At 63.7% G+C, this 25,134-nt stretch carries 24 protein-coding genes, 1 rRNA gene and 1 pseudogene; 2 read left to right on the top strand and 24 right to left on the bottom strand.

Features of this window, described 5'->3' with window-relative positions:
* From K320_RS0115295 to surE, 24 genes and pseudogenes are all read right to left on the bottom strand, one after another.
* Nucleotides 1-83 (bottom strand): 16S ribosomal RNA (locus K320_RS0115295); the annotation flags it as partial.
* A 328-nt stretch (nt 84-411) separates the two neighbouring features.
* Nucleotides 412-936, bottom strand: coding sequence for a phosphoribosyltransferase (locus K320_RS0115285; RefSeq protein ID WP_024539695.1), 525 nt, complete (start codon nt 934-936; stop codon nt 412-414).
* 61 nt (nt 937-997) lie between these two features.
* A complete protein-coding gene (locus K320_RS0115280) occupies nt 998-2,371 on the bottom strand; it encodes an adenylosuccinate synthase (protein WP_024539694.1) in 1,374 nt (457 codons plus the stop codon).
* 38 nt (nt 2,372-2,409) lie between these two features.
* Nucleotides 2,410-3,558, bottom strand: coding sequence for an ATP phosphoribosyltransferase regulatory subunit (locus K320_RS0115275; protein WP_024539693.1), 1,149 nt, complete (start codon nt 3,556-3,558; stop codon nt 2,410-2,412).
* Nucleotides 3,559-3,619: 61 nt separating this feature from the next.
* Nucleotides 3,620-3,805, bottom strand: coding sequence for a DUF2065 domain-containing protein (locus K320_RS0115270; RefSeq protein WP_029696231.1), 186 nt, complete (start codon nt 3,803-3,805; stop codon nt 3,620-3,622).
* 1 nt (nt 3,806) lies between these two features.
* Nucleotides 3,807-4,706 carry a protease modulator HflC gene (gene hflC / locus K320_RS0115265; RefSeq protein ID WP_024539691.1) on the bottom strand — a complete coding sequence of 300 codons (900 nt, stop codon included), beginning with the start codon at nt 4,704-4,706 and terminating at the stop codon, nt 3,807-3,809.
* 9 nt (nt 4,707-4,715) lie between these two features.
* Nucleotides 4,716-6,086 carry an FtsH protease activity modulator HflK gene (gene hflK, locus K320_RS0115260; protein ID WP_024539690.1) on the bottom strand — a complete coding sequence of 457 codons (1,371 nt, stop codon included), beginning with the start codon at nt 6,084-6,086 and terminating at the stop codon, nt 4,716-4,718.
* Between the two features lie 39 nt (nt 6,087-6,125).
* Nucleotides 6,126-7,307 (bottom strand): GTPase HflX, encoded by a 1,182-nt coding sequence (hflX, locus tag K320_RS0115255; protein ID WP_024539689.1) that lies wholly within the window; start codon nt 7,305-7,307, stop codon nt 6,126-6,128.
* Nucleotides 7,308-7,359: 52 nt separating this feature from the next.
* On the bottom strand, nt 7,360-7,608 hold the full coding sequence (gene hfq, locus K320_RS0115250; RefSeq protein WP_024539688.1) for an RNA chaperone Hfq: 249 nt from the start codon (nt 7,606-7,608) through the stop codon (nt 7,360-7,362).
* Between the two features lie 88 nt (nt 7,609-7,696).
* Nucleotides 7,697-9,040 carry a ribosome biogenesis GTPase Der gene (gene der, locus K320_RS0115245; RefSeq protein ID WP_024539687.1) on the bottom strand — a complete coding sequence of 448 codons (1,344 nt, stop codon included), beginning with the start codon at nt 9,038-9,040 and terminating at the stop codon, nt 7,697-7,699.
* Between the two features lie 15 nt (nt 9,041-9,055).
* The gene (bamB, locus tag K320_RS0115240) at nt 9,056-10,192 is read right to left on the bottom strand and encodes an outer membrane protein assembly factor BamB (protein WP_024539686.1); all 1,137 of its coding nucleotides are present in this window, start codon (nt 10,190-10,192) and stop codon (nt 9,056-9,058) included.
* A complete protein-coding gene (locus K320_RS0115235) occupies nt 10,189-10,848 on the bottom strand; it encodes a YfgM family protein (protein ID WP_024539685.1) in 660 nt (219 codons plus the stop codon). Before K320_RS0115235 ends, bamB begins: the two co-directional genes overlap by 4 nt.
* 15 nt (nt 10,849-10,863) lie before the next feature.
* Nucleotides 10,864-12,153 (bottom strand): histidine--tRNA ligase, encoded by a 1,290-nt coding sequence (hisS, locus tag K320_RS0115230; RefSeq protein WP_024539684.1) that lies wholly within the window; start codon nt 12,151-12,153, stop codon nt 10,864-10,866.
* Between the two features lie 77 nt (nt 12,154-12,230).
* Nucleotides 12,231-13,511, bottom strand: a complete 1,281-nt coding sequence (gene ispG / locus K320_RS0115225) for a flavodoxin-dependent (E)-4-hydroxy-3-methylbut-2-enyl-diphosphate synthase (RefSeq protein WP_407059768.1) — start codon at nt 13,509-13,511, stop codon at nt 12,231-12,233.
* A gap of 6 nt (nt 13,512-13,517) precedes the next feature.
* Nucleotides 13,518-14,429: a helix-turn-helix domain-containing protein gene (locus K320_RS0115220; RefSeq protein ID WP_024539682.1), complete on the bottom strand. Its 912-nt coding sequence runs from the start codon at nt 14,427-14,429 to the stop codon at nt 13,518-13,520.
* Nucleotides 14,422-15,240: a type IV pilus biogenesis/stability protein PilW gene (gene pilW, locus K320_RS0115215; protein ID WP_051384955.1), complete on the bottom strand. Its 819-nt coding sequence runs from the start codon at nt 15,238-15,240 to the stop codon at nt 14,422-14,424. Before pilW ends, K320_RS0115220 begins: the two co-directional genes overlap by 8 nt.
* 32 nt (nt 15,241-15,272) lie before the next feature.
* The gene (gene rlmN / locus K320_RS0115210; protein ID WP_024539680.1) at nt 15,273-16,391 is read right to left on the bottom strand and encodes a 23S rRNA (adenine(2503)-C(2))-methyltransferase RlmN; all 1,119 of its coding nucleotides are present in this window, start codon (nt 16,389-16,391) and stop codon (nt 15,273-15,275) included.
* A gap of 46 nt (nt 16,392-16,437) precedes the next feature.
* Complete coding sequence (gene ndk, locus K320_RS0115205) at nt 16,438-16,863, bottom strand: nucleoside-diphosphate kinase (RefSeq protein WP_024539679.1); 426 nt, start codon at nt 16,861-16,863, stop codon at nt 16,438-16,440.
* Nucleotides 16,864-16,937: 74 nt separating this feature from the next.
* A pseudogene (locus tag K320_RS18230) lies at nt 16,938-18,214 on the bottom strand (pseudouridine synthase).
* Nucleotides 18,150-18,800, bottom strand: a complete 651-nt coding sequence (gene scpB / locus K320_RS0115195; RefSeq protein ID WP_024539678.1) for an SMC-Scp complex subunit ScpB — start codon at nt 18,798-18,800, stop codon at nt 18,150-18,152. The pseudogene K320_RS18230 and the gene scpB overlap by 65 nt, the downstream one beginning before the upstream one ends.
* A gap of 161 nt (nt 18,801-18,961) precedes the next feature.
* On the bottom strand, nt 18,962-19,942 hold the full coding sequence (locus K320_RS0115190; protein ID WP_029696226.1) for an RluA family pseudouridine synthase: 981 nt from the start codon (nt 19,940-19,942) through the stop codon (nt 18,962-18,964).
* A gap of 14 nt (nt 19,943-19,956) precedes the next feature.
* Nucleotides 19,957-20,838: a peptidoglycan DD-metalloendopeptidase family protein gene (locus tag K320_RS0115185; RefSeq protein WP_024539676.1), complete on the bottom strand. Its 882-nt coding sequence runs from the start codon at nt 20,836-20,838 to the stop codon at nt 19,957-19,959.
* Between the two features lie 22 nt (nt 20,839-20,860).
* A complete protein-coding gene (locus tag K320_RS0115180; RefSeq protein WP_029696225.1) occupies nt 20,861-21,637 on the bottom strand; it encodes a protein-L-isoaspartate(D-aspartate) O-methyltransferase in 777 nt (258 codons plus the stop codon).
* Complete coding sequence (gene surE / locus K320_RS0115175) at nt 21,634-22,407, bottom strand: 5'/3'-nucleotidase SurE (RefSeq protein ID WP_024539674.1); 774 nt, start codon at nt 22,405-22,407, stop codon at nt 21,634-21,636. Before surE ends, K320_RS0115180 begins: the two co-directional genes overlap by 4 nt.
* Before the next feature lie 130 nt (nt 22,408-22,537).
* Between surE and K320_RS0115170 the strand changes: the two genes are divergently transcribed.
* Nucleotides 22,538-23,518, top strand: a complete 981-nt coding sequence (locus K320_RS0115170) for an NADPH:quinone oxidoreductase family protein (protein ID WP_024539673.1) — start codon at nt 22,538-22,540, stop codon at nt 23,516-23,518.
* A gap of 68 nt (nt 23,519-23,586) precedes the next feature.
* Nucleotides 23,587-25,110 (top strand): GGDEF domain-containing protein, encoded by a 1,524-nt coding sequence (locus K320_RS0115165; RefSeq protein ID WP_024539672.1) that lies wholly within the window; start codon nt 23,587-23,589, stop codon nt 25,108-25,110.
* Nucleotides 25,111-25,134 lie beyond the last annotated feature (24 nt).

Below are 25,134 nucleotides of genomic sequence, written 5' to 3'. Positions count from 1 at the left end.
CGAAGGACGCGCTGCCGTTCGACTTGCATGTGTAAGGCATGCCGCCAGCGTTCAATCTGAGCCAGGATCAAACTCTTCAGTTCGATCTTGTTAAATTTAAGGTCTTGCGACCTCACTCATAAAAACGGAATTGAAGTGAACTTCACTTCTATCTCCATGAGCGTTTGTTTCAGACCCATCCCAAAGGACGAGCCCAGCAGGCACTCACCAGGAGCACCACCAAACGCCCACGCTTATCGGCTGTAACTTGTTAACGATCCCTTCTCCCCCACAAAAACCCCACAGATCAAGTCCGGGAGCATCCCTTGCAAAGAAGCGCTGCGATCAGCGAAGCCTTGCATTGTACACGATATTTCCACTCATTTGCCTGAACCTGAATTTTCTCTGGAAAACCCGAAGCCTCTTCCGACATCACACCTTCCAACGCTCCAGGAGCTTGTCTGGCGACAGCGCGTCATAGGTCTCAAATGGCTGATGAATCCACGGGTCAGTCGGCAAGAAATCGACGTAGTAGTCCGGCACGAAGGTGGACACCCCCTTCACCCACAAGGTTGCCGAGCGCAACTCAGTGATGGGGGCGTACTTCGCCTTGAGCAGAGACACAACCGCGTTGAGCGTATGGCCCGTGTCAGCCAAATCGTCCACCAGCAACACGCGACCAGCAATTTCCCCGTTGGGCGTAGTGATGTAGCGTGCGATATCCAAATGTCCCTGCACCGTACCAGCATCAGCACGATAAGAGCTCGTGGACATGATCGCCAGCGGCTTATCAAAAATACGGCTCAGGATGTCCCCCGGACGCATACCGCCGCGCGCCAGACAAAGAATGGTGTCGAACTGCCAGTCCGAGTGATGCACCTTGAGCGCAAGTTTTTCGATCAGGGCGTGGTACTCGTCATAGCTCACGTACAAGTGCTTGCCGTCTTCTGTCAGCATCGTTGGGTCCAGGCGTTGATTGGTGGAAGGAACAAGGTACAGCGCACGCGACAACCGGCGGCTACCCGGCAAATGGCTGCTGCAGCACGATGGTGTGCGCCCTGTCTGGGCTGGTGGAAACGATGGCTATCGGCACACCCGTCACCTGTTCGATCCGCTCCAGATAGCGACGGGCGTTGGCAGGCAGATCTTCGTACCGTGTGGCACCGAAGGTAGTCTCGGACCATCCAGGCATCACTTCATAGATGGGCGTGCAGCGCGCAATCTCATCCGCGCCCATCGGCAACAGATCTACGCGCTCACCATCGAGTTCATATCCGACGCACAAAGAAAGCTCTTTCAGCCCATCGAGCACATCCAGCTTGGTGACGCAAAGCCCCGACAGGCCATTGACTTGCGCACTACGCTTGAGCAAGGCCGCATCGAACCATCCGCAACGGCGGCTACGACCCGTAGTCACCCCTCTTTCAGCACCCACCGTGCTCATGTGGTATCCGGGTGTACCTGGCGTCTCCCAGTCGAGCTCGGACGGGAACGGCCCCCCACCCACGCGAGTGCAATAGGCCTTGGCTATGCCGAGAACGTAATGCAACATGCCTGGCCCCACTCCAGAGCCGGCCGCCGCATTGCCGGCGACACAGTTGCTCGACGTCACGTAAGGGTAGGTTCCGTGATCAATATCCAGCAAAGTTCCTTGGGCGCCTTCGAACAGCAGATTGGCTCCTTCTGCATGTGCCTGATTGAGCTCTCGGGATACATCGGCCATCATCGGCTTGAGCTGTTCGGCGTGACGCATCGCTTCGGCATACACAGGCTCAAATTGCACGGCTCCATCGCGCATGTACGGTTTGAATGCATCGCCAAAAATAAAATCTCGTGAGCGAAGATAGGTGACCAGGGTGTGGTTGTGCAACTCGAGCAAAGCACGCAGCTTGGCCGCAAAACGTTCAGGGTGCTTGAGGTCTTGCACCCGTAGCGCACGCCGGGCAATCTTGTCTTCGTACGCCGGACCAATCCCACGGCCTGTCGTGCCGATTTTCTCAACCCCGCCCCGCTCCAGCGCTGCCTCGCGAGCGACATCCAGCGCGGCATGGAAGGGAAGAATCAGTGGGCATGCCTCACTCACGCGCAAGCGGGACCGTACCTGTACTCCCGCAGCTTCCAAGCCTTCAATTTCCTCGAACAGTTTGGCTGCAGACAATACGACACCGTTGCCGATGTAACACTTGACCCCCGGATGCATGATGCCGCTGGGGATCAAGTGCAAGGCTGTCTTCACTCCATTGATCACCAACGTATGGCCGGCGTTGTGCCCGCCCTGGAAACGGACAACACCCTGCGCCGACTCAGTCAGCCAATCGACCAGCTTGCCCTTGCCTTCATCGCCCCACTGCGCCCCTACCACAACGCAATTGCGTCCCTTGATTGCCTTCATCGCCACCACCCCATCCCAGTCAACGAATTTTCAATGAGTTACAAGGCCCGAACGACCCACTGCCCGCCCACGCTCACCAACTCCCGATCGCAATCGAACTCATCGATCTGGCTGGAGCTATCGGGCAATGCGCACACCACCGTTTCACCCCGCTTGCGCAAGGAGGCCACTGCACCTGACACCGCCTCATCAACGGGCCATGGCGCCCGTATCGCGGCACGCAGCGGTGGGGCAGGGATGGCACCAACGAGTTGCTTGACATCCAGGCTGAATCCAACGGCCGGGCGATTGCGGCCGAACACCGCACCCACTTCATCGTAGCGCCCACCGCGGGCCAAAGCATCTGAGACACCCGTGGCATAGATGGCAAAACGGATGCCGCTGTAGTATGAATAGCCACGAAGATCGGCCAGGTCGAACGTCACGCGCGCACGTCGGACCACGGCCGTCACATCACGCAAATTTTGTAGCGCAGGGCCAATTCCAGGAAAGCCGCGGAGTACTTTTTCAGCATCATCCAGGACACTCCTATCGCCGTACAACTGCAGCAGCGCTGCCAAGCCATCGCGCGACGTCTTCGGAAAACCCCTGGTCAACCGGACCAACTCACTCGCATCCTTAGCAGCCAGCGCCGCATGCACCTGTCCCAAGACCTGCGCGTCAACCGGCACACCAGCCAACAAGCTTCTGACAATCCGAACATCAGCGAAGTCGATGCTCAGCTCATGGACATCGGCCCCGCGCAGACATTCCAGCGCCAACATCACGGACTCGATCTCGGCCTCTATGCCCTGATGGCCGTAAATTTCCGCACCAAACTGCAAAGGTTCCCTGGTGGCGTGCGGCCGGTCGGGCCTGGTGCGCATGACTGGTCCGCAGTAGCACAGGCGGGTGATGCCTGGTCGATTGAGCAAGTGGGCGTCGATGCGGGCGACTTGCTGTGTCATGTCGGCCCTCAACCCCAAGGATCTGCCGGAAAGCTGATCCACGAACTTGAAAGTCTGCAGATCGAGCGCTTCTCCCGCTCCCGTCAGCAGTGAGTCAAGATGCTCGAACACGGGTGGAATGACCAGTTCGTAACCGTAGCTCCGAGCGGTATCGAGCAGGCCACGGCGCAGCTCTTCAATGCGCCTGGCCTCGGATGGCAATACGTCAGCGATGTAATCCGGAAGCACCCAGGCGGACATGCGAAACACCGAGCTTGTTAAAAAAAGGATTCTACCGAGCGTGCAGAGCAGGCCCGAGGTTTCAGTCCAACCACAACAGCAGCAACCCGCCCAAGCAGATGCACACCAAGCCGCAGAAGCGAATCTGGCCGTCGCGCATCTGGATCATCTGGGCAAAGGCACGGCGCCAGGCTCCCGGCGCGGCGAATGGAAGCAATCCTTCGAGCACGAGCACCAAGGCCAGCGCCGCCCAGAGAGCATCAGGCATATCAGTTGCGGGACGCCGCAGCGGGCGCTGGTGCACGCCATGCCTTGAAAAATTCGGTATTCGCGGGATCCAACAGCATGAAATCGCCCTTGCCCTTGAAGCTATCGCGGTAAGCCTCCAGGCTGCGGTAGAACTGCGCAAACTGGGGATCGCGCCCGAACGCATCGGCGTAGATCCGCGTCGCCTGGGCATCGCCCTCGCCCTTGACCTTCTGCGCATCGCGGTAGGCATTGGCCACCGTCACCTCGCGCTGGCGATCGGCATCGGCGCGGATTTTTTCACCCTCGGCCACACCAGTGGAACGCAGTTCATTGGCCACCCGCTGCCGCTCGGCTTCCATACGCCGGTAGACGGAATCCGTGATGTCGCTTACATAGTCGATGCGCGTGATGCGCACATCGACCACATCGATGCCCCAAGGCTTGGCGCCGCGCACAGTGGCAAGCACCTGGGTCTTGACCGAGGACATCAGCGCATCGCGCTTGGAAGCCAGCAACTCCTTGACCGTGTACTTGTTGATATCGGCCTGGAACGCGTTGCGCACCACCACGTTAAGCTGGCTCGCGCCAGTGCCTTCGTCCAGTCCGACGTTGCGAATGTACTCGGTGGGATCAATCACGCGCCAGCGCACGTACCAGTCGATCACCACGCGCTGTTTCTCCGCCGTATACACCGGCTCGGCATTGGTGCTGTCCAGCGTCAGCAGGCGCTTGTCCAAATAACTCACGTTCTGAAACGGTGGGGGCAGCTTGAAATTGAGCCCCGGCTGAGTAATGACTTCCTTGATTTGACCGAGCGCGTAAACGACCCCGAACTGGCGCTGATCGACAACGAACAATACCGAGCTGAGCAGCACCAGCACCACCAGGAGGGAAGAAACAATGAAACCAACTCTGTTCACAGAATACTCCTAGCGTATATCGCGATCGCGCGAACGGGCGCCTTCACGACTACGGTCGCCGCCGGACAGGCTGGAAGAAGGTGCCGCAGGCGCAGCCGTGCCCGCAGGCGCCGCTGGCTGTGTGGATGCACCATTGGTCGGCGTACCCTGGCCCGTCATCTGCATGATCTTGTCCAATGGCAAGTACAGCAGATTCGAGTTCTGCCGCGAGTCCACCAGTATCTTGGTAACGCTGCCGTAGATCTGCTGCATGACATCGATGTACATGCGTTCCCGCGTGACCTGCGGCGCCTTCTGGTACTCCGTGAGCACCGAATCAAAGCGCTGTGCATCGCCCTCGGCCTGCGCAACGATGCGTGCCTTGTAACCCTCGGACTCTTCCATCAAGCGCGATGCGGCACCGACGGCGCGCGGAATCACGTTGTTGGCATAGGCCTGCGCCTCGTTCTGGGTGCGTATGCGCTCCTGCCCAGCCTTGAGCACATCGTCAAACGCAGCCTGCACCTGTTCGGGTGGCCGCACCCCGCCTTGCTGCAGGTTGATATTGACGACCTCAATGCCAACGTCGTAGCGATCCAGGATGGTCTGCATCAGCGTACGCACCTGCGGACCGATCTTGTCGCGCTCTTCGCCGATTGCATCATCCATCGTCATCTGCCCCACCACTTCGCGCACGGCAGACTCGGCGGCCTGCACCACGGCACTGGCGGGATCGCGGCTGTTGAATAGGTAATCGCGCGCGTTCTTCAAGCGATACTGCACCGCGAATTTGATTTCGACGATGTTTTCATCGGCCGTGAGCATGCCCGAATCGCGCAGGCCGGTGGCCTTGATGATGTTGTCGCGCCCGATATCGACCGAACGAATCTGCGTCACGAACACCAATTCGTGGCGCTGTATCGGATACGGCAGACGCCAGTTGAATCCCGCCCCCACCGTGCTCTTGTACTGGCCGAACTGCGTGATGACCGCCTGCTGGCCTTCCTGCACGATGAAGAACCCGGTCGCCAGCCAAATCAGCACCCCCACGATCGCGAGCAGGCCAATGCCCTTGCGCGCATTGCGCATGTCCGGTTGAAAACCGCCCCCACCGCCGCCAGGAGGTGAAGGAAAGCCGCGCCGACCTCCGCGACCTCCGCCGCCAAACAGGCCATTGAGCTTGCGTTGCAGGTCGCGCCACAGCTCGTCCAAGTCCGGCGGTGCCGAACCGCCCGGCTGCGGACTACGTGCGGGTCTTTCGGGCGGCGCCTCATCCGGCGGACGTTCCGAATCAGGGCGTGCCTCGTCCTGTCCTTTTTCATCGCCACGGCCCCAGCGCGGGTCGTTGAGGTTGTACATCCGTCCAAATGCCCTGCGGATGACCCTTTCATGGAGATACATGCGTGCGTTCTCGGCTCAATGGTGGTTGATATTGTCGCGTTAATGGATGCTGCAATCGCCCGGTTGTTCAGCGTTCGCGCAGTCCCCGGATTCAGCAGCGCGCCGGGTTGCCCTCTTCGACAGCAACTCCCGCAGCGCCGCCAGGCCATCGCCGGCCCGTGCACTGACAAACACACGCTCCAGTTCGCGCCCCTGCAGCGCGTACGCATCCTGCCACGCGACCGGGCGCTCCAGATCGGCGAGCGCATCCACCTTGTTGAAGACAAGCACCTGCGGCACATCCGCGGCACCAATCTCTTCGAGCACCTGTTGGACCTGGGCCATCTGCTCTGAATGTCCGGGGTTCGCCGTATCGACCACGTGCAGCAGCAGATCGGCATCCGCCGCCTCCTGCAAAGTGGCCTTGAACGCGCTGATCAGGCCATGCGGCAGATCGCGGATAAAACCGACGGTATCGGACAGCGAAATGGTGCCCGCGTGTTCACCCAGATACATCCGTCGTGTGGTGGTATCCAATGTGGCGAACAATTGGTCTGCCGCATAGGCCTGTGCCTTCACCAAGGCGTTGAACAGCGTTGATTTACCTGCGTTGGTGTAACCCACCAGGGAGACGCAAAAAGTATCGCGACGCTGGCGCTGGCGGCGCTGGGTCGCCCGCTGGCGCTGCACCTTGACAAGCCGATCCCGGGTGCGTTTGATGGTGTCGCCAATCATGCGCCTGTCCAGTTCAATCTGCCGCTCGCCCGGACCACCGCGCGCGCCAATACCGCCGCGTTGGCGCTCCAGGTGCGTCCAACGGCGCACGAGACGGGTGCTCAGGTATTGCAGGCGCGCCAGCTCCACCTGGAGTTTGCCTTCGTAGCTGCGCGCGCGCTGCGCAAAAATCTCCAGAATGAGCATGGTTCGGTCATACACCGGCAAGCCCAGTGCTCGCTCCAGATTGCGCTGCTGCGCAGGGCTCAACGCCTGATCAAAAATGACCTCCAGCGCTCCGCTGTCCCTCGCCAGCACGCCAATTTCCTCCGCTTTGCCGCTGCCGACGAAAAGCGCCGCATCCGGCGCCTTGCGCTTGCATGTCAGCTGAGCCACAGGCGCAAGCCCGGCGCTGCGCGCCAGCAACGCAAGCTCTTCGAGCTCGCCGTCAAATCCGCCCGCGCCAAAATCCACACCGGCCAGCAGTACTGGTGCCGTGTCCTGAATTAAAGAGATCGCCGAATTCATCGCCGCATGCCCGCGCGCGCCGGCGATGCAGCGTCAAGCTGCACCGCGGCGTTTATTGATCGCCTCCATCGGCGGATTCAGCAGCGGCAAAATTGACGGCACGCCCCGGCACGATGGTCGAGATGGCATGCTTGTACACCATTTGAGTCACGGTATTGCGCAGCAGCACGACATACTGATCGAAGGATTCGATCTGGCCCTGCAGCTTGATGCCATTCACAAGATAAATAGACACCGGCACATGTTCGCGACGCAGCGCGTTCAGGAACGGGTCTTGGAGAAGTTGGCCTTTGTTGCTCACGATATGCTCCGTGTTCAAACTGTTGTTGTGGGGCGCCACCTTACCACAGCCGCCCCGTGACTGAGATCTGAGGTGAAAAAACGGAGTTTCAAGTGCCGCCTTTGTCTGCGTAGGGGTTTTTGGAGGTTCTAAGCTCCAGCCGCAGGGGAGTGCCCACCAGGTCGAATTCCTTGCGGAAACGCCCCTCGAGAAAGCGCTTGTAGCCATCCGTCAGCTGCTCCAATGCGTTGCCGTGGATCACGATGACTGGAGGGTTCATGCCGCCCTGATGGGCGTAGCGTGGCTTGGGCCGTGAGGAGCCGGAGCGCTTGGGCGTCTGGAACTGCACCGATTCCAGCAGCACCCGGGTCAGCACCGGCGTCGGCATCTTGCGATTGGCGGCCAGGTGGGCCTGGCGGACCGATCCCCACAGCGCGCTGATACCCTGGCGCCTGGAGGCAGAAATGAAATGCATTGCAGCGAATTTGAGGAATGCCAGCCGGTTCTCTATCGAGCGCTGCACCTGCTGGCGCTGGTAATCGTCGATGGCGTCCCACTTGTTGACGGCGATCACCACGGCCCGGCCGCTTTCAAGGATGTAGCCGGCAATGTGCGCGTCCTGATCCGTCACTCCCTGGGTCGCATCGAGCAGCAGCAGCACGACATGCGCCGATTCAATCGCGCGCAGGGTTTTGATGACGGAAAATTTTTCTATGGTTTCAAACACCTTGCCGCGCTTGCGCAGGCCGGCGGTGTCTATCAGCTCGAATTTTTGCCCTCGCTGCTCGAATGGCACCGTGATGGCATCGCGCGTGGTGCCGGGCATGTCAAACGCCACCAGACGCTCTTCACCCAGCCAGGCGTTGATGAGCGTTGACTTGCCAACGTTGGGCCGGCCCGCCACCGCAAGGCGGATGGCATCGCTTTGCGGCGCCGCGCCATCATCATCGTCCTCGCCCAGGTTCAGCGGCTCCAGGGCAAGGTCCACCAGGCTGCGTATGCCCTGCCCGTGCGCAGCAGATACCGGATGCACATGGCCCAGTCCGAGCTCGTAGAACTCGCCCAGCAGAGCGCTTTCCTGCATGCCCTCGGCCTTGTTGCCGGCGACGATGCAGGGCTTGCCCAGGCGTCTGAGGTATTTGGCGATGTCGTGGTCCTGCGCCGAGAGGCCGCCGCGCACATCCACCACAAACACCACCACGTCGGCCTCGGCAATCGCCTGGCGCGTCTGTTTGGCCATTTCCTGGTAGATGCCGGTGCCTGCATCGGGTTCAAAGCCACCGGTATCAACGACGATGTATTCGTGCGAGCCTTGTCGGCCGTTGCCGTAATGGCGGTCGCGGGTCAGGCCAGCCGCATCGGCCACGATGGCGTCACGCGATCGGGTCAGGCGGTTGAACAGCGTGGACTTGCCAACATTGGTCCGCCCCACAAGGGCGATCACTGGTTTCACGAAGCATTCCCGGTGTCAATCAGGGCGAAAGCCGTAGACGCCGCCCTGGCGCGTGACGACCACCAGCGTCTTGCCTGCCGCCACGGGCGTTGCCGCGACACCCGAGCTGTCGGTGCTCAAGCGGTTGAGCGGCGCACCATCTTCACGTGACAGCAGATGCACCTGTCCCGTTTCGTCGCCGATCACGACAGAGCGCCCCAGCACCAGCGGCGCAGTGAGCGAGCGATAGCGCAACTGTTCGTGCGTCCACAAGGGCGCGCCATCGGCGCGCTTCCACGCCTGGACCGTGCCACTGCTCTCGCTGCCATAGAGAGCCTCGGCGTCGCCACCAACCCCCTGCGCGCCATGCGCCGGCCGCGTCCAGAGCAAGGCGCCGCGCGAAGCATCGACACATCCGACCGCGGCCTGGAAGGCGCGCGCGCACAGTACATTGCCCTCGCGGCTCACGCCGCCGAGGAGCTCCACCAGACGCTCCACATCATTGGAGCCGCGCGGTGTAGCCAAGGGCGCCTCCCAGCGTATGGCGCCGGTATCAGGGTCAAATCCGACCATGCGCCCCGACAGACCCGCTACCAGCGTATCCCCCACGGCCGTCAGCAAGCCGCTTGCCTGCAGCACCAGAGGTTCGCCCTGGCGCTGTTGATTCCAGAGGCGGTAGCCGGTTTCGCCATCAAAGGCCATGACGGCGCGATCCCCCGTCATGACGAACACCCGTCCGCCGGCGACAAGAGGCGCCGTGAACGTCTGGGCAGGCAGCTGCCGGCGCCATTTTTCCGCGCCGTTCTCGATGACGATGAGCTGCCGCTCCTTGGACACGACCGCCGTGCGCCGCCCGTCCGTGCCAACACCCGCTGCCAGCCTGGCATCGAGCTGGACGCGCCAGAGGCCGCCGCCGGTACGGGCATCCAGCCCCGTCACCGTGCCGCCTTCGGATGCCAGAACCACGGCCTCTCCGTGAACAGCTGGCACCAGCACCATCCCCGCCACAGAGCCGAGCTGGGCGTGCCATGCCTGGTGCACCGGCAGCAGCGCCACGGGCGGCCCAAGTTCCGCCGGTTTGGGTTTGGACGAACCGCAGCCCGCCAGCGCCAGCGCAGCAGCCAGCACCGCACCAGCGGCCAGTGCCTTGGCCGAACGGCGAACCGCACTCATGCACCCTCCTTGACCGGCACACCCGCACCCAATGCATCCAGCTTGGCTTGCACCACCTGGCGATAGGCCAGCTGCTCGTTCAACCCATCGTAGGCACGGCGGTATTCTGCGATGGCATCCTGCTTCTTGCCTTGCAGGTCCAGCACATCCCCCTTGCGATCCGCGACAACGGCCGCGAATTCCGGCGGGAACGATGCCGACAGCTGCGCCAGCGCATCGTCGTAGGATTTTTCCTGGATCAGCACGCCGGCCAGGCGCAGGCGCGCCAGGGAGGTGTAGCCATCGTCGCTGGAGTTGTCGATCACCCAGCGCAGCGCAGCCTGTGATTCCTTCCAGCGCCCGGCATTGGCAAATTCCTGTCCCGCCAGCAGGCCGGCAACGCCCGCCTGCACGGTGCGCGGGTAGTCCTTGGACAGATCACCAAAAATCTGCTGCACCCGCTCCAGGTCTTTCGCCTGGGCGGCCACCTGCACGGCATCCAGCATGGCCACGGACTGCTGAGCCTGTCGAGCCTGCCAGTAGCGATAGCCGTTCCAGGCCGCAAGCGCGCCCATGATGACAATCACGCTCCATGTGATCAGGTTGCCCCAGGTGCCCCAGAAATGCTTGAACTGGGCGATCTGTTCCTGTTCTTCGAGGTCGAAATGACGAGCCATGTGTGAGTCCTTCGTTCAGCGCGCGGATTGTAGGCTGGCGGCCCAGAGTGCGGCCTCGGTCAGCGGGCGCTGTACCTGCTCTCCCGCATCGCGCAGGGGCTTGACGGACACCATGCCTGCCTGCAGCTCATCCACTCCGAAAACGAGAGCGTAGCGCGCCCCGCTGGCATCCGCCTTCTTGAATTGGGCCTTCATGCTGCCCATGCCCTGCGCACTGCCCGCCGCGCTGTGCATCTGCACCGCGATGCCCTGGGCGCGCAGCTGCTGCAGCGTGGCCATCGCCACCGGCAGCGCATGGGCGTCCGGCACCACGGCATAGGCGTCCGGCACGACCGCGGGCACGGCCAGTTCCTGCTCCTTGAGCAGCTCAAGCACACGTTCCACGCCCAGCGCCCAGCCCACCGCGGGCGCTGCCTTGCCACCCATCTGCCCGATCAGGTAGTCGTAGCGGCCGCCTCCGCAGATCGTGCCCTGCGATCCAAGCTGGTCGGTGACGAATTCAAAGACCGTGAGGTTGTAGTAATCCATGCCGCGCACCAGACGCGGGTTGATGCGCCACGCAACGCCAGCGGCATCGAGAATGCGTTGCACCGCCTGCAGATGCCCGCGCGAAGCATCGCCCAGGTAATCCATCAACTGCGGCGCAGCCTCCACCATGGCCTGCATCACCGGGTTTTTGGTATCCAGAATGCGCAGCGGGTTGCTGTACAGGCGCCGCCGTGCATCCTCATCCAGCAGGTCCTTGTGCTGCTCGAAATAAGCAATCAAAGCCGCGCGATGCGCCTTGCGCTCTTCGGGCTGGCCCAGGCTGTTGAGCTCCAGCCGCACATGAGCAAGACCCAGCTCGGCCCACAGTGCGTGGGCAAGCAAAATGACCTCGGCGTCCAACTCCGCGCCGGCAAAACCCAGCGCCTCGACACCGATCTGGTGAAACTGCCGATAACGGCCGCGCTGCGGGCGCTCATGGCGGAACATCGGGCCCATGTAGTACAGACGCTTGCCGCCATCGTGCAGCAGGGAGTGCTCCACCGCCGCCCGCACCACGCCTGCCGTGGCCTCCGGGCGCAAGGTGAGCTGTTCGCCGTTGAGCCTGTCCTCGAAGGAATACATCTCCTTCTCGACGATATCGGTCACCTCGCCGAGCCCGCGTACGAAAAGCGCCGTCGACTCGACGATGGGCGTGCGGATCGCCCGGTAGGCGTAGCGCTGCATGAGCGAGCGCACCACGGCCTCCAACCACTCCCAGCAGGCGGAGTCGGGCGGCAGGATGTCATTCATGCCTTTGATGGCGGCCAGTCTTTGCATGTGCGTCAAAAATTCAATTCAAAAGGCCTCTAACGCATGCCAGGCAAGCGTTAGAAGCTCTATTTTTTATAGTAAACTTATGGGGTTTCGGCAGCGCCAGCCTTCAGCCCGAAGCGCTGCCTCACGTAGCCTTCGACCAGCTCCTGGAATGCACTGGCAATGTGGTCGCCGCGCAGGGTTGTGGCCTTCTTTCCGTCGACATACACCGGGGCAACCGGGGCCTCGCCCGTGCCTGGCAGGCTGATGCCGACATCCGCATGCTTGCTCTCTCCCGGGCCGTTGACGATGCAGCCCATGACCGCCACGCGCAGCTGCTCCACACCAGGGTATTGCGAGCGCCAGATGGGCATCTGCGCGCGCAGGTAGTCGTCGATCTGCTTGGCAAGCTCCTGGAACGTGGTGCTGGTGGTGCGCCCGCAACCCGGGCAGGCCGTGACGCTGGGCGCGAATGCCCGCAGGCCCAGCGATTGCAGAATTTCGGTCGCCACCAGGACTTCCTGCGTGCGCGATTCACCCGGTTTGGGCGTGAGCGAGACGCGGATGGTGTCACCGATACCCTGCTGCAGCAGCTGCGCCATCGCCGCCGTGGAAGCGACGATGCCCTTGGCACCCATGCCTGCCTCCGTCAGGCCCAGGTGCAGCGCGTAATCACAGCGCTGCGCCAGACCCCGATAGACCGCAATCAAATCCTGCACGCCGCTGACCTTGCACGAGAGGATGATCTGTTCGCCCCGCATGCCGAGTTCCTCGGCGCGTCTGGCCGATGAAATCGCCGAGCGCACCAAGGCTTCGTACATCACCTGGCGTGCATCCCAAGGCTCGGGACGCAGACCGTTTTCATCCATCAGGCCGGTCAGCAGTTCCTGGTCGAGACTGCCCCAGTTCACGCCGATACGCACCGGCTTGTCCCAGTGCAGCGCCGCTTCGATCATTTGCGCAAACTGCTTGTCGTGCTTGTCGCCCTTGCCGACATTGCCGGGGTTGATGCGGTATTTGGAAAGCGTGCGGGCGCATTCCGGGAAATCCGTCAGCAGCCGGTGCCCGTTGTAATGGAAATCGCCCACCAGCGGCACCGACTCGCCCATTTGGTCCAGCCGCTCGCGGATCAGCGGCACGGCCGCAGCGGCCTCGGGCGTGTTCACCGTGATGCGCACCAGCTCGGACCCCGCCTGCGCCAGCTGACGCACCTGGATGACCGTGGCCTTGATGTCCGCCGTGTCCGTATTGGTCATGGACTGCACGCGCACCGGTGCGCCGCCCCCCACCGTGACCACCGCATCGCCCCACGCCACGCGTGCCTGGCGAGAGCGGCGCTGTGCCGGCGCCACCAGTGCAATCGGCGTACTTCCATCAGCCATCGACATTCACTTCACCTCGAACCGCGCCACATTGCTGCGTGCGATGCCCATCAAATCCATAACCTGCCCGCGCACCACGACATCGGCTGCGTCCGCGCGGCCGATGACCACAGACCACGGGCCAGATCCTTGCGCAGCGAACCTGTCGCCTTTCCGCAGGGTCTTTTCCAGCAAGATGGTGCCCGAGGCATCGCGGATCTGCACCCAAGTCTGCTCGCGCGCCTGAATGACCAGCGGTTCGTCCGGCGCAGGGCTGGCCGGTGCATCCGCTGGCGTTGCCGCCGATTGCGTCCCCGCGGCATCATCCGAAGTTGCGGCTGGGGCGGGCGCATCCCTTGGCGCCGGCGTCTCCTGCTCCTCAGGGGCCGCCGTGGAAGCAATGGCTGGCACGGCGGCCACAGACGCCTCGGGCAGCTGCAACGGTTCTGTCGAGCCTGCTTCAGGCTGCGCCACCTCCGCGCCATCGCGCGGCAAAAACGCCAGCACCAATGCTGCCGCCAGCAAGGCGATCACCGTGAACGCCATGGCGCGGGACATCGGCAGCCTGCTGGTACCGCCCCCGCCTCCGGTTCCGCCGCTCTCTTTGAAACGGGCATTCAAATCGGGCCTGCTTTCGAGCGCCGCGGGCGGGTTGCGCGGCAGCAGGGCCAGCACCGGCGCCGGATCGCTCTTGAGCACCCGGCACACACTCGATGCCAGCGCACGCAGGAACACCGTATCCGGAAATGCGTCGTAGCGATCGGCCTCCAGTGCTTCCAGCTTGTGCATCGGCACCTTCAGGGTCGCGGCAACCGCCGCCAGGTGAATGCCCGCCTGTGCACGCCGAGCCGCGATCAGCCTGCCGGCCGTCATGGCCTCAGGCGCCGCACCACTGACCAGCGCCGACTCCTGCGGCGCAGTACTGGCCGCGTCACTCATCAAACGCCCCCCGGCTCAAGGCCAAGGCCTCTTTGGATTCGGGGTAGCGCCTGTGCAGCTGTTCTCCCAGCTGGCTCATCGCCTGACCATCCTTGAGCGCACGCTCCACCCTGATGCCCAGCCACAGGGAAGCCGCATCGGAAAACTCGCCGTTGTTGACACGCCGGATGTAGAACTGCGCCCGCTGGGCATCACCCTGGGCAAACGTCACCGACGCCAAGTGGTAGCCCACGACAGGGCTGCGCGCATCGAACTCATAAGCCTGCAGCAGCGCCTGCTCCGCCAGCTTCAAGTGCCCGGCGCGTTCATAGCATATGCCCTGGGCTGTTTGCGTCTTGATTCTGGATGCATAGCCGGGAGTGGCCAACGCCTGCCTGAACAATGCGTCGGCCTCGTCCCAGTGCTGCTGCTGGCATTGCAGCCAGCCCAAGTTGTGCAGGATGTCCGCATCATTGGGCTTGAGTTCGCGCGCACGCTGCAAGCTGGCCTGCGCCCTGGTCCAGTCCTGCATGGACATATAGACCAGGCCGCGCATGTGGTAGGCATCGGCATAGCCGGGGTCTGCCGCCAGCGCCTGGCGCGTTTCTTCCAGCGCCACATCGGTCTTGCCCAGTTGCAGATAGTTGGCCGCCAGCTCCAGCCGGATATGCGCACGCTTGCGTGCATCCGGGTTGGCTGAGCCGACCGCTGTCTGGGCATCGTCCGGCGGTGGCTGGTGAGCGCAGCCTTGCAAAACAAGCAATGCCGTGCCCAGCAACAGCGCCGCCAGCCATCCGGGCGACCGATCTCTCAACCAATGGCTCCACCCCATGCCCACCCCTTTCGTCACGACTCGCCCATTCATCACGTGGCCTGTGGCGCACTCACGCGCAGCTTGGCCATGCGCTCGTCCACACGGGTGCGATCCTGCACCTCGCCGGCCAGCTGGCCGCAGGCCGCATCGATATCGTCGCCACGCGTCTTGCGCACGGTGGTGACGATACCTGCATCCAGCAGCACCTTGGCAAATACGGCGATGGCCGCATCGGGCGAGCGCCGCAGACCGGACTGCGGAAACGGATTGAACGGTATCAGGTTGAGCTTGCAGGACAGCCCCGCCCAGCGCTTGTCATTCACAAGGTCAATCAACTGCCGAGCGTGCTCGGGCTGGTCGTTCACGCCATCGAGCATGCAGTATTCAAAGGTGATGAAATCGCGCGGCGCGGCCTCCAGATACCGCCTGGCAGCACCCATCAGCTCTGCCAGCGGGTATTTGCGGTTGAGCGGCACCAAGGTGTCACGCAGCGCATCGCCAGGCGCGTGCAGCGAGATCGCCAGCGCCACCGGGCAATCCTGCGCCAGCCTGTCAATCATCGGAACGACCCCCGATGTGGACACCGTCACCCGCCGACGCGACAGACCATAGGCATGGTCATCCAGCATGGTGCGCAACGCCGGCACGAGCGCCGGGTAGTTGTGCATGGGTTCGCCCATACCCATGAACACCACGTTCGTAATCACCCTCTCCCGCGCCCCCAGGCGCTTGCGCAGCGCATGCTCGGCCCACCAGAGTTGTCCGACGATCTCGCCGGCCGTCAAATGGCGGCTGAAGCCCTGGTGGCCGGTGGAGCAGAAGCGGCAGCCAACCGCGCAGCCCGCCTGGCTCGAAACACACAGCGTGCCCCGGTCATCCTCGGGGATGAACACGGTCTCTATGGCATTGCCGCGGCCGACATCAAACAGCCACTTGACGGTGCCGTCGGCAGAGACATGCTCTTTTGCCACCGGCGGTGCAACGACGTAGGCGCAATCCTTGAGCTTTTCGCGCAAGGATTTCGCCAGATCGGTCATCTGGTCGAAATCCCGCACACCACGCTGATGGATCCAGCGAAACAGCTGCGTTGCACGAAACGGCTTTTCCCCCAACCCGCCGCAAAACGCCACGAGCGCATCCCTGTCGAGATCAAGGAGATTGGTCAGCATGGTTTCACCCGCGCCGTCCCCCGGGGCGGGGGCAGAGGCGCAGCGTTCAGCGCGCGTAGACGGACCAGCCGGGGAAGAAGAACGCCACTTCCACGGCGGCTGTCTCGGCCGCGTCAGAGCCGTGCACCGCGTTGGCATCGATGCTGTCGGCGAAATCCGCGCGAATGGTGCCGGCCGCAGCCTTTTTCGGGTCGGTCGCGCCCATGAGTTCGCGGTTCTTGAGGATGGCGTTTTCGCCTTCGAGCACCTGCACCATGACTGGACCTGAAATCATGAAATCCACCAGATCCTTGAAAAACGGACGCTCCCTGTGCACCGCATAGAACTGCTCGGCCTGCGCGCGCGAGAGATGGATCATGCGAGCGGCGGCCACTTTGAGGCCTGCCGCTTCAAAACGGGCATAGATCTGGCCAATCACGTTCTTGGCAACGGCATCCGGTTTGATGATGGAGAGAGTGCGTTCAATGGCCATGGCTATGTATTCCTGAGTGCGATGAAAGTGTGGTTTCGCGCAATGCGCAAAGCCGTTGATTTTACGATGTTCCTTCAGAAGCGGCGGCCAGATCGGCGTGGTCCGGGGTTTTGCCGTTCACGGCGCTGACGCGCAAAACTGTCGGCACCGATGTAGCCCACCGAGGTTTTCATCGGATCCGGCTGGGCAGCACCGCCCGCGCGGCCCTCACGGCCAGCCCCCTGCGCCTTGCCTGCACCTCGCCGGCCGCCGTTCTGACTGCCGCCGGGTTTGCGGTCACCGCGCCCTGCAGCGCCCTGCGGCATGCCCGCCGCCTGCGTCAGCGCGCGGATGTCGCGCTCGTCCAGTTCCATATCCAGGTGCCGCGCTTGAGCCCGCGCGGCAGCACCATCGCTCCGTAGCGGATGCGGATCAGGCGGCTTACGGCATGACCGACGGCCTCTATCATGCGGCGGACCTCCCGATTGCGCCCTTCCGCGATCGTGACGCGATACCAGCAGTTGGCGCCTTCGCCTCCGCCATCCTCGATGGTGCCAAACGCCGCCACGCCATCATCGAGCGTGACGCCATCGAGCAGTTGCTGTTTTTCCTCGTTGCTCAGGGCGCCCAGCACCCGTACCGCATATTCGCGCTCCATGCCGAATCGCGGGTGCATGAGGCGGTTGGCCAGATCACCGGAGCTGGTGAACAGCAGCAAGCCTTCGGTATTCAAATCCAGCCGTCCCACCGATTGCCACTTGCCCTGGGGCAGTCGCGGCAGCTTGCGGAACACCGTCGGACGATTTTCCGGATCGTCCATCGTCACCACTTCGCCAGCGGGCTTGTGGTAGGCCAGCACGCGCGGAGCGGGCGGTTCGATGCGAAAGCGGATGGGCTTGCCATTGACCTTGACCTGGTCGCCGAACTGGACCCGCTGCCCAATGTGCGCGGGCTCGTTGTTGACCGATATGCGTCCCTCCAGGATCAGTTGCTCCATCTCCAGGCGCGAGCCCATCCCGGCCTGTGCCAGTACCTTGTGCAGCTTGGGCGTTTCGGGCAGCGGCTGCAGCACGCGCTTGGGCGGCGCCAGCTCGGCATTGTTCTCGTCTTCGTCGAGCCGACCGGCAACGACATCGGCGAACGCGTAGACCTGTTCACGCGGCGGCCGCTCGGCGCGCGGGCGTGGCGAGCCATCCTCCGCGAGCCTGCGCATGCCGCGCCTGCGCGGTCCACGATTGCCCGGATCAGAGGCCGGCCGCGGCTTCTGCCCGGGGTCTGCCGCCGGCGTTGCCGGCTCGTCCGGCACTTCAATCGGTTCTTCGTTCATCGTCACTTCCCGCGGGTTCGCACCCCGTTTCAACGCCGTGCACATCCTGCTCCGGCAGCGGCAATGCCGCCTGGACCATCGGCCCATGCGGATCCCCGTCATCGCGCGCCTGACCGGGCGCGCCGTCCTGCAAAGGCGGCAGGCCTGCCAGTGAAGCCAGTCCCAGATCGTCAAGAAACTGTCGCGTCGTCGCAAACAGGGTCGGGCGCCCCACCGTTTCCCTATGGCCCACTACCTCTATCCAGCCTCGGTCTTCGAGTTGTTTCAAAATCTGGCTGTTGACCGTGACGCCGCGTATGTCCTCGATGTCACCGCGCGTCACCGGCTGGCGGTGCGCAATGATGGCCAGCGTCTCCAGTACCGCCCGGCTGTAGCGCACCGGCTTTTCCGGCACCATGCGATCCAGGTAGGGGCGCATTTCCGGACGGCTCTGAAAACGCCAGCCAGAAGCCACCTGCGCCAACTCCACGCCACGCTGGCTCCATTCGTCCTGCAACTGCAAAAGCAACAGCTTCACGGTGTCGGCACCCAGCGCATCATCGAACAGCGCACGCAGCTCGCGCAGCGCGAGCGGCTGCGCCGCGCAGATCAGCGCGGTCTCCAGCACCTTTCTGGCATCTACCGTATTCATGGTCTGGCATGTGCGACCGGTCCGCCGCGTTGGCGGCGAGGCCTGTCAAACCGTTGCAATTGGATGGGGCGTGGCTTCATTCAGAAGCCGCATGAAGCGCTGATGGCAGCGTGCCGCTGCGCCCTCGTGCCACTGCCGCCAGAAGAAGCGGCAGCCACTATCTACGAGTCATTGTAGTGCATGCCCCACTGGCCGAGTGCGTCAGACATATCCTGCGACAGCGGTGATCGCCACGCCATCAACGCTCCCGTGGCCGGATGGGCAAGCGCCAGCGAATAGGCATGCAGGGCCTGCCTCTGCAATCCACCCGCCGCGGCGCCGCCATACAGCGCATCGCCCACCAGGGGATGACCAATGGACGCAAGGTGCACCCTGATCTGGTGCGTACGGCCCGTGTGCAACGTGCAGCGCAGCAGCGTGGCGCGTCCGTCGCTGGCCAGGGCCTGGACATCCGTGCGTGCGCTCTTGCCGGCATGCAAGGCAAGATCGACGACCGCCATGCGCAGCCGGTTGCGCGGATCGCGCCCGATGGGGGCGTCAATACAGCGCATTGCGCCAGGCTCCCAGCGACCCCAGGCAAGGGCCAGGTACTTGCGCCCCACTTCGCGCGCCGCAATCGCGCGTGTCAGAGCGTCCATTGCCATGCGGGTGCGGGCCACCACCATGAGCCCGCTGGTGTCCTTGTCCAGCCGATGCACGATACCGGCACGCGGCAGTTGCGCGGCCGCCGCGTCACGCCCGAGCAACCCATTGAGCAGCGTGCCGCTCCAATGCCCGGCAGCAGGATGCACCACCAGCCCGACGGGCTTGTTCACCACCAGAATATGTTCGTCCTCGTGCACGATGTCCAACGCCATCGCTTCCGGACGAAACGCCTGGCTTTGCTCGGTCGGGCGCATCTGCACCAGCAGCACATCGCCAACGCTGACCTTGTGCGCCGGTTTGACGTTCAATGCACCGTTGAGTGCTATGGCACCTTGCTCAAGCAGTTGCTGCAGGTAACTGCGGGAAAATTCCGGCACCAGATGCGCCAGCGCCTTGTCCAGGCGCCAGCCGTGCACTTCAGCGGACACTGCGGCGCGGCGCTGCTCCCATTCAGCCAGGCCATCAGGCGGCTGAAAATCACCGGCATCCTCTTCCAATAGGGCCGCTGACTTCACCGTGCAGGCAGGTATTTCAACGGGTCCACCGGCTTGCCTTCGCGGCGGATCTCGAAATGCAGCTTGACCCGGTCGGCGTCCGAGCTGCCCATTTCAGCAATCTTCTGGCCGCGCTGCACCGTCTGATCTTCCTTGACCAGCAGTTTCTGGTTGTGCGCGTAGGCCGTGAGAAAAGTCTTGTTGTGCTGCAGGATGATGAGATTGCCGTAGCCGCGCAGACCGGCACCGGCATAGACCACCCGTCCATCGGCCGCCGCCTGTACCGGGTCGCCAGCCTTGCCGCCGATATCCACGCCCTTGTTGCGCGCCTCGTCAAATCCGGCCAGTACAGCACCCGACGCAGGCCAGGCAAAGGCAATCGTCCCGCCAGGCGCGATCGGCGCCGCAGAGGCAGTAGAGGCCGCAGCAGGAGGATTGGCCGCGCCAGCGGCTGCCGGTGCCGCGGCAGGGCTGGCCGGGCCGCCGCTGGCCACCGGGCGCGTCACCACACCCTTGTCAGCGGCCACTGCAGCTGCCGCGGCCGCACTATCGGGCGGCGCCACGCGCAACACCTGCCCCACTTCAATGACGTTGGGGTTGTCCAGCTGGTTCCACCGGGCGATGTCCTTCCAGGCTTGCCCATGGTCCAGCCCGATGCGGATCAGCGTGTCTCCCGGCTTGACGGTGTAGTAGCCCGGCTTGCCGGCGTTTTCCGCCCCTGGCAGCGGCGCTGTCGCGGGTGCTGCCACGGCCGCGGCCCGGGACGGATCCGCGGCGCCAGCGGCAGCGGTGCCACGGCTTTCGACCGGCGCCTGGTTAACGGAGGTGCTGCACCCCGGCAACACCAGCGCCGCCCCCAGCACTACCGCCCACAACCCTACCGCTATCGCTTGCCTCATACCCGAACCTGCGCTTCGTTGATTACGCCACGCCCGATTTTAGAGGGACGAAGTGCACCGCCTCGAGAACGTTTTGCACAAAACCCTGCGCCGTTCTGTCAATCACCATCAGCGCCTGACCGCCTCCAGCGCCGACGACGGGCGCAACCAATCGCCCGCCGACGGCCAGCTGTTCGCACCAGGCATCGGGCAGTTGTTCGCCGCCCGCGGCCGCAATGATGCCGGCATAAGGCGCGCCAGGCGCGTAGCCCAGCATGCCGTCGCCCAAAATCAAATGCACGTTGGCCAGGCGCAGCGGGCGCAGGCGATCACGCGCGCGTTCATGCATCGCGCGCAAACGCTCCACCGTGTACACCTCGCGCACGAGCTGGGCCAGCACGGCCGCCTGGTAGCCGCAACCGGTGCCGATTTCGAGCACGCGCGCCAACTTTCCTTGCGCTTGCGCGCCCGGCGCTCCCAGCAGAAGATCCACCATGCGCGCCACCACCGCCGGCTTGGATATCGTCTGACCCCAGCCAATGGGCAGGCTGGTCTCCTCATACGCCTGCGCCGCCAGCGCCGTATCGACAAACAGATGCCGCGGCACGCTGCCCATGGACTGGAGCACCTCGGCACGCCCAATACCTGCTTGCGCCAGGCGCCGCACCATGCGCTGGCGCACAGCGTCGGAATCCATGCCCAACCCTTGCGCCAAGGCCGCTGGCCCAGCAGCTGCGCGGGCACCCGCCGCCGGGCTGGCGGCGGGCTTGGGAGCCCCGCCCAGCCTGGCAGGAAAGCCTGGCTTGCGCGAGGCCGTCATGCCTGCCCGCCTGCAGCGGCCAACCGCGCCATGGTCTGCGCCCAGTAGCCCAGATGCTGGTGGTCCGTCATATCCACCTGCAGCGGCGTGATCGATACATGTCCCTGCGCGGTGGCATGAAAGTCCGTCCCTTCGCCGGCGTCCTTCGCATGGCCCGCCGCACCTATCCAGTACATGGTTTCACCACGCGGATTTTCCTGCCGTATTGCGCCCTGCGCGGCATGGCGACGCCCCAGGCGGCACAGCTTGGGTGGCCGCAACGCAGCTAGCGGCAGATTGGGAATGTTCATGTTCAGCAGCCACGGCAAGCTGCCGACCAGATGCTGCTGCTGCATCCGCGCCACCAGGTTGCGCACCGTCTGTGCAGCGGCATCAAGCTCAAGCCAGCCTTTGTCCACCTGCGACACCGCCAGCGCAGGAATGCCGAACAGGTAGCCTTCCATGGCCGCGCCCACAGTGCCCGAATACAGCGTGTCATCCCCCATGTTGGCACCGTTGTTGATGCCCGAAATCACGAGATCGGGACGCTGCTCCAGCAAGCCGGTCAGCGCAATGTGCACGCAATCCGCCGGCGTCCCATTGACGTAGCGAAAGCCATTGTGCGCGGTATGCACGTACAGCGGCGCATTGAGCGTGAGCGCATTGGATTTGGCGCTGTTGTTGTGCTCCGGTGCAATCACCTGCACATCGGCGATGGGCGCCAGCACCGCATGCAGGGCCGCCAAGCCTGGCGCCTGGTAGCCGTCGTCATTGCTCAGAAGAATGCGCATCACGGTCTGTGAAAAAGTGCAGCATTGTAGGGCGGCGATCTTGCGCTCGCCGCCGGTCGCAAGAGGGACAAAGCACCGCCCTGCGCAGCCCCTATGATGACCGGCTTCGCACCTGTTGAGGAACCCCACGATGCATGCCTGGCTTTGCAGCAACCCCGTCGGCGTCGAGGCGCTCGCATGGACCGAACTGCCAACACCCGAACCGCAGCCCGGCGAAGTGCTGATCGAGATCCGCGCGGCCAGCCTGAACTTCCCGGATCTGCTGATCGTGCAGAACAAGTACCAGTTCAAGCCACCGCTGCCCTTTGTGCCCGGCTCGGAATACGCCGGCATCGTGCGCGCCATCGGCGCAGGGGTGAAGCACCTGCAGGTCGGGCAAGGCGTGGCCTGCCTTTCCGGGACCGGCGGCTTCGCCACCCACGCGGTGGCGCCTGCCAAGCTGTGCATGCCGCTGCCCACAGGCTTCCCGCATGCGGATGCCGCGGCATTCATGATGATTTACGCCACCTCGCACCACGCGCTGATGGACCGCGCCGCGCTGCGGGCCGGGGAGACGGTGCTGGTACTTGGTGCGGCCGGCGGCGTGGGCACCGCGGCGATCCAGATCGCCAAGGCTGCAGGCGCCCATGTCATCGCGGCCGCCTCCACGGATGAGAAATGCGCCGTTTGCCGCGCGCAGGGCGCTGACGCGACGATCAACTACGCCACGCAAAACCTGCGCGATGCCATCAAGACGTTGACGGAAGGCCGCGGCCCGGACGTGATCTACGACCCCGTGGGCGGCGACTTCACCGAAGCGGCCTTCCGCTCCATTGGCTGGCGCGGGCGCCACCTGATCGTGGGCTTTGCCGCCGGGCCCATCCCCAGCCTGCCGATGAACCTGGCGCTGCTCAAGGGCGCTTCCATCGTGGGTGTCTTCTGGGGCGACTACGCCAAGCGCGAACCCCAGGCGAATGCAGCCATGCTGGCAGAACTGGCCGGATGGTATGCCAGCGGCAGGATCAAGCCGGTCATTGACCGCCAGCTTCCCATGCGGGAGCTGCCTGCCGCGTACGCGCAGATGGCTGCGCGCAACGTCAAGGGCAAGCTGGTGCTGGTGAATGCTCCCTGAAGAGGAGGAACGGCGTGCCATGAACCGGTGACAATCACGCCTTGTTGCAACGCTTTGCCCCGCTTGCCATGGTCACCAAGTCTGTTTCGGAATATGCCCGCGAAACCCTCAAGCAGCTTGCCATTCGCAAGCTGCAGCCCACGCCGGACCATTACCAGGCGATCTATGACGAGATTTCGGGGCAGATCAGCCAGCCCGCCTTTCCGGACATGCGCCTGCGCCAGATCGCACGCATCCTGCCCGGGCAGACGACGGGGCAAAAGCGCCTGCTGGACCAGTTCAACGCCGCGGTTGAAGGCAAGGACTGGATTGCGCTGCAGAACACCCTGGTTGGTTACGCCACGCTGGGGTTGAAGCCTGTTTCGGCAGGCATAGCAGACACCGCGCCAGCACCGCATGCACTGAATACGGTTTTCGCGGAACATCTGGCACGGCTGGTAGACAACATTCTTCCCGCCGTCGGCGAGGACGACGACCGCCTGCAGGCGCTCGGCCAGAAATTGGTCAGCTGGCTGCGCCAGCCCATGCCGGCGCTGGGCGAGACCGAAAAGCTGCTGTCCAATTTCAGCTATCGGCTGTCGTTTGCCGCCGAAGACCAGGCCGCGATACGCAGCGGACTGCTGATGCTGCTGCAGCTGGTGTTTGAGAACATCGCCGTGCTCAGCCCGGACGACGCATGGCTGCAGGGTCAGGCACAGGCCCTGCGCGACGCAGCCACGCCGCCGCTCACGCTGCGGCGCCTGGATGAGGTGCAGCGCCGGCTCAAGGACGTGGTGTTCAAGCAGGCCGAAGCCAAGGAGCGCGCGGTCGCCGCCCAGCAGCAGATGCGTGAGCTGCTGGCCACCTTCATCGATCGCCTGGCGCAAATGGACGAAAGCAGTGCCGCATTCCATGACCAGCTTTCGGGTTGCGCCGAGCGCATCGGCCACGCCGGCAGCCTGCAGGAGCTGCAACCGGTGCTGCAGGAAGTCATGGCGGCCACGCAAGCCATGTCGCAGAAGAGCGGTGCCATGCGCACCGAGCTGCACAGCCTGCGCGAACGTGCCGACACCGCCCATGGCGAAATCGAGCGCCTGCGCAAGGAACTTGAGCTCACCAGCGCCCAGGCGCGCCACGACCCATTGACGGGCTCACTCAACCGCAAGGGCCTGGACGAGGCCCTGGAGCGAGAAATATCGTTGTCGCTGCGCAGCGATGCACCGCTGTGCGTGGCGTTGCTGGACCTGGACAATTTCAAGGTATTGAACGACAGGCTGGGCCATGCCGCCGGCGATGCTGCCCTGGTGCATCTGGCAGCAACGGCGCGCGCCGCCATGCGCCCGCAGGATCAGCTGGGGCGCTACGGCGGCGAGGAATTCGTCATCGTGCTGCCCAATACCGCCCTTGAGCAGGGCGTGGACGCCATCAAGCGCCTGCAGCGCGAGCTCACCACGCGCTACTTCATGAACAACAACGAGCATGTGCTCATCACCTTCAGCGCGGGCGTGGCACAGCTTGCGCCCAGCGAAACGAGCGAGCAGGCGCTCAAGCGTGCCGACCAGGCAATGTACCTGGCCAAGCGGGCCGGCAAGAACCGGGTGGTCGCGGGGTGAGATGGGCGCCGCGCCACCGGCGCG

It is taken from the genome of Comamonas badia DSM 17552 (assembly GCF_000484635.1).
Lineage (GTDB): Bacteria > Pseudomonadota > Gammaproteobacteria > Burkholderiales > Burkholderiaceae_C > Comamonas_C > Comamonas_C badia.
This window is presented reverse-complemented; position numbering and strand designations above follow the sequence as displayed.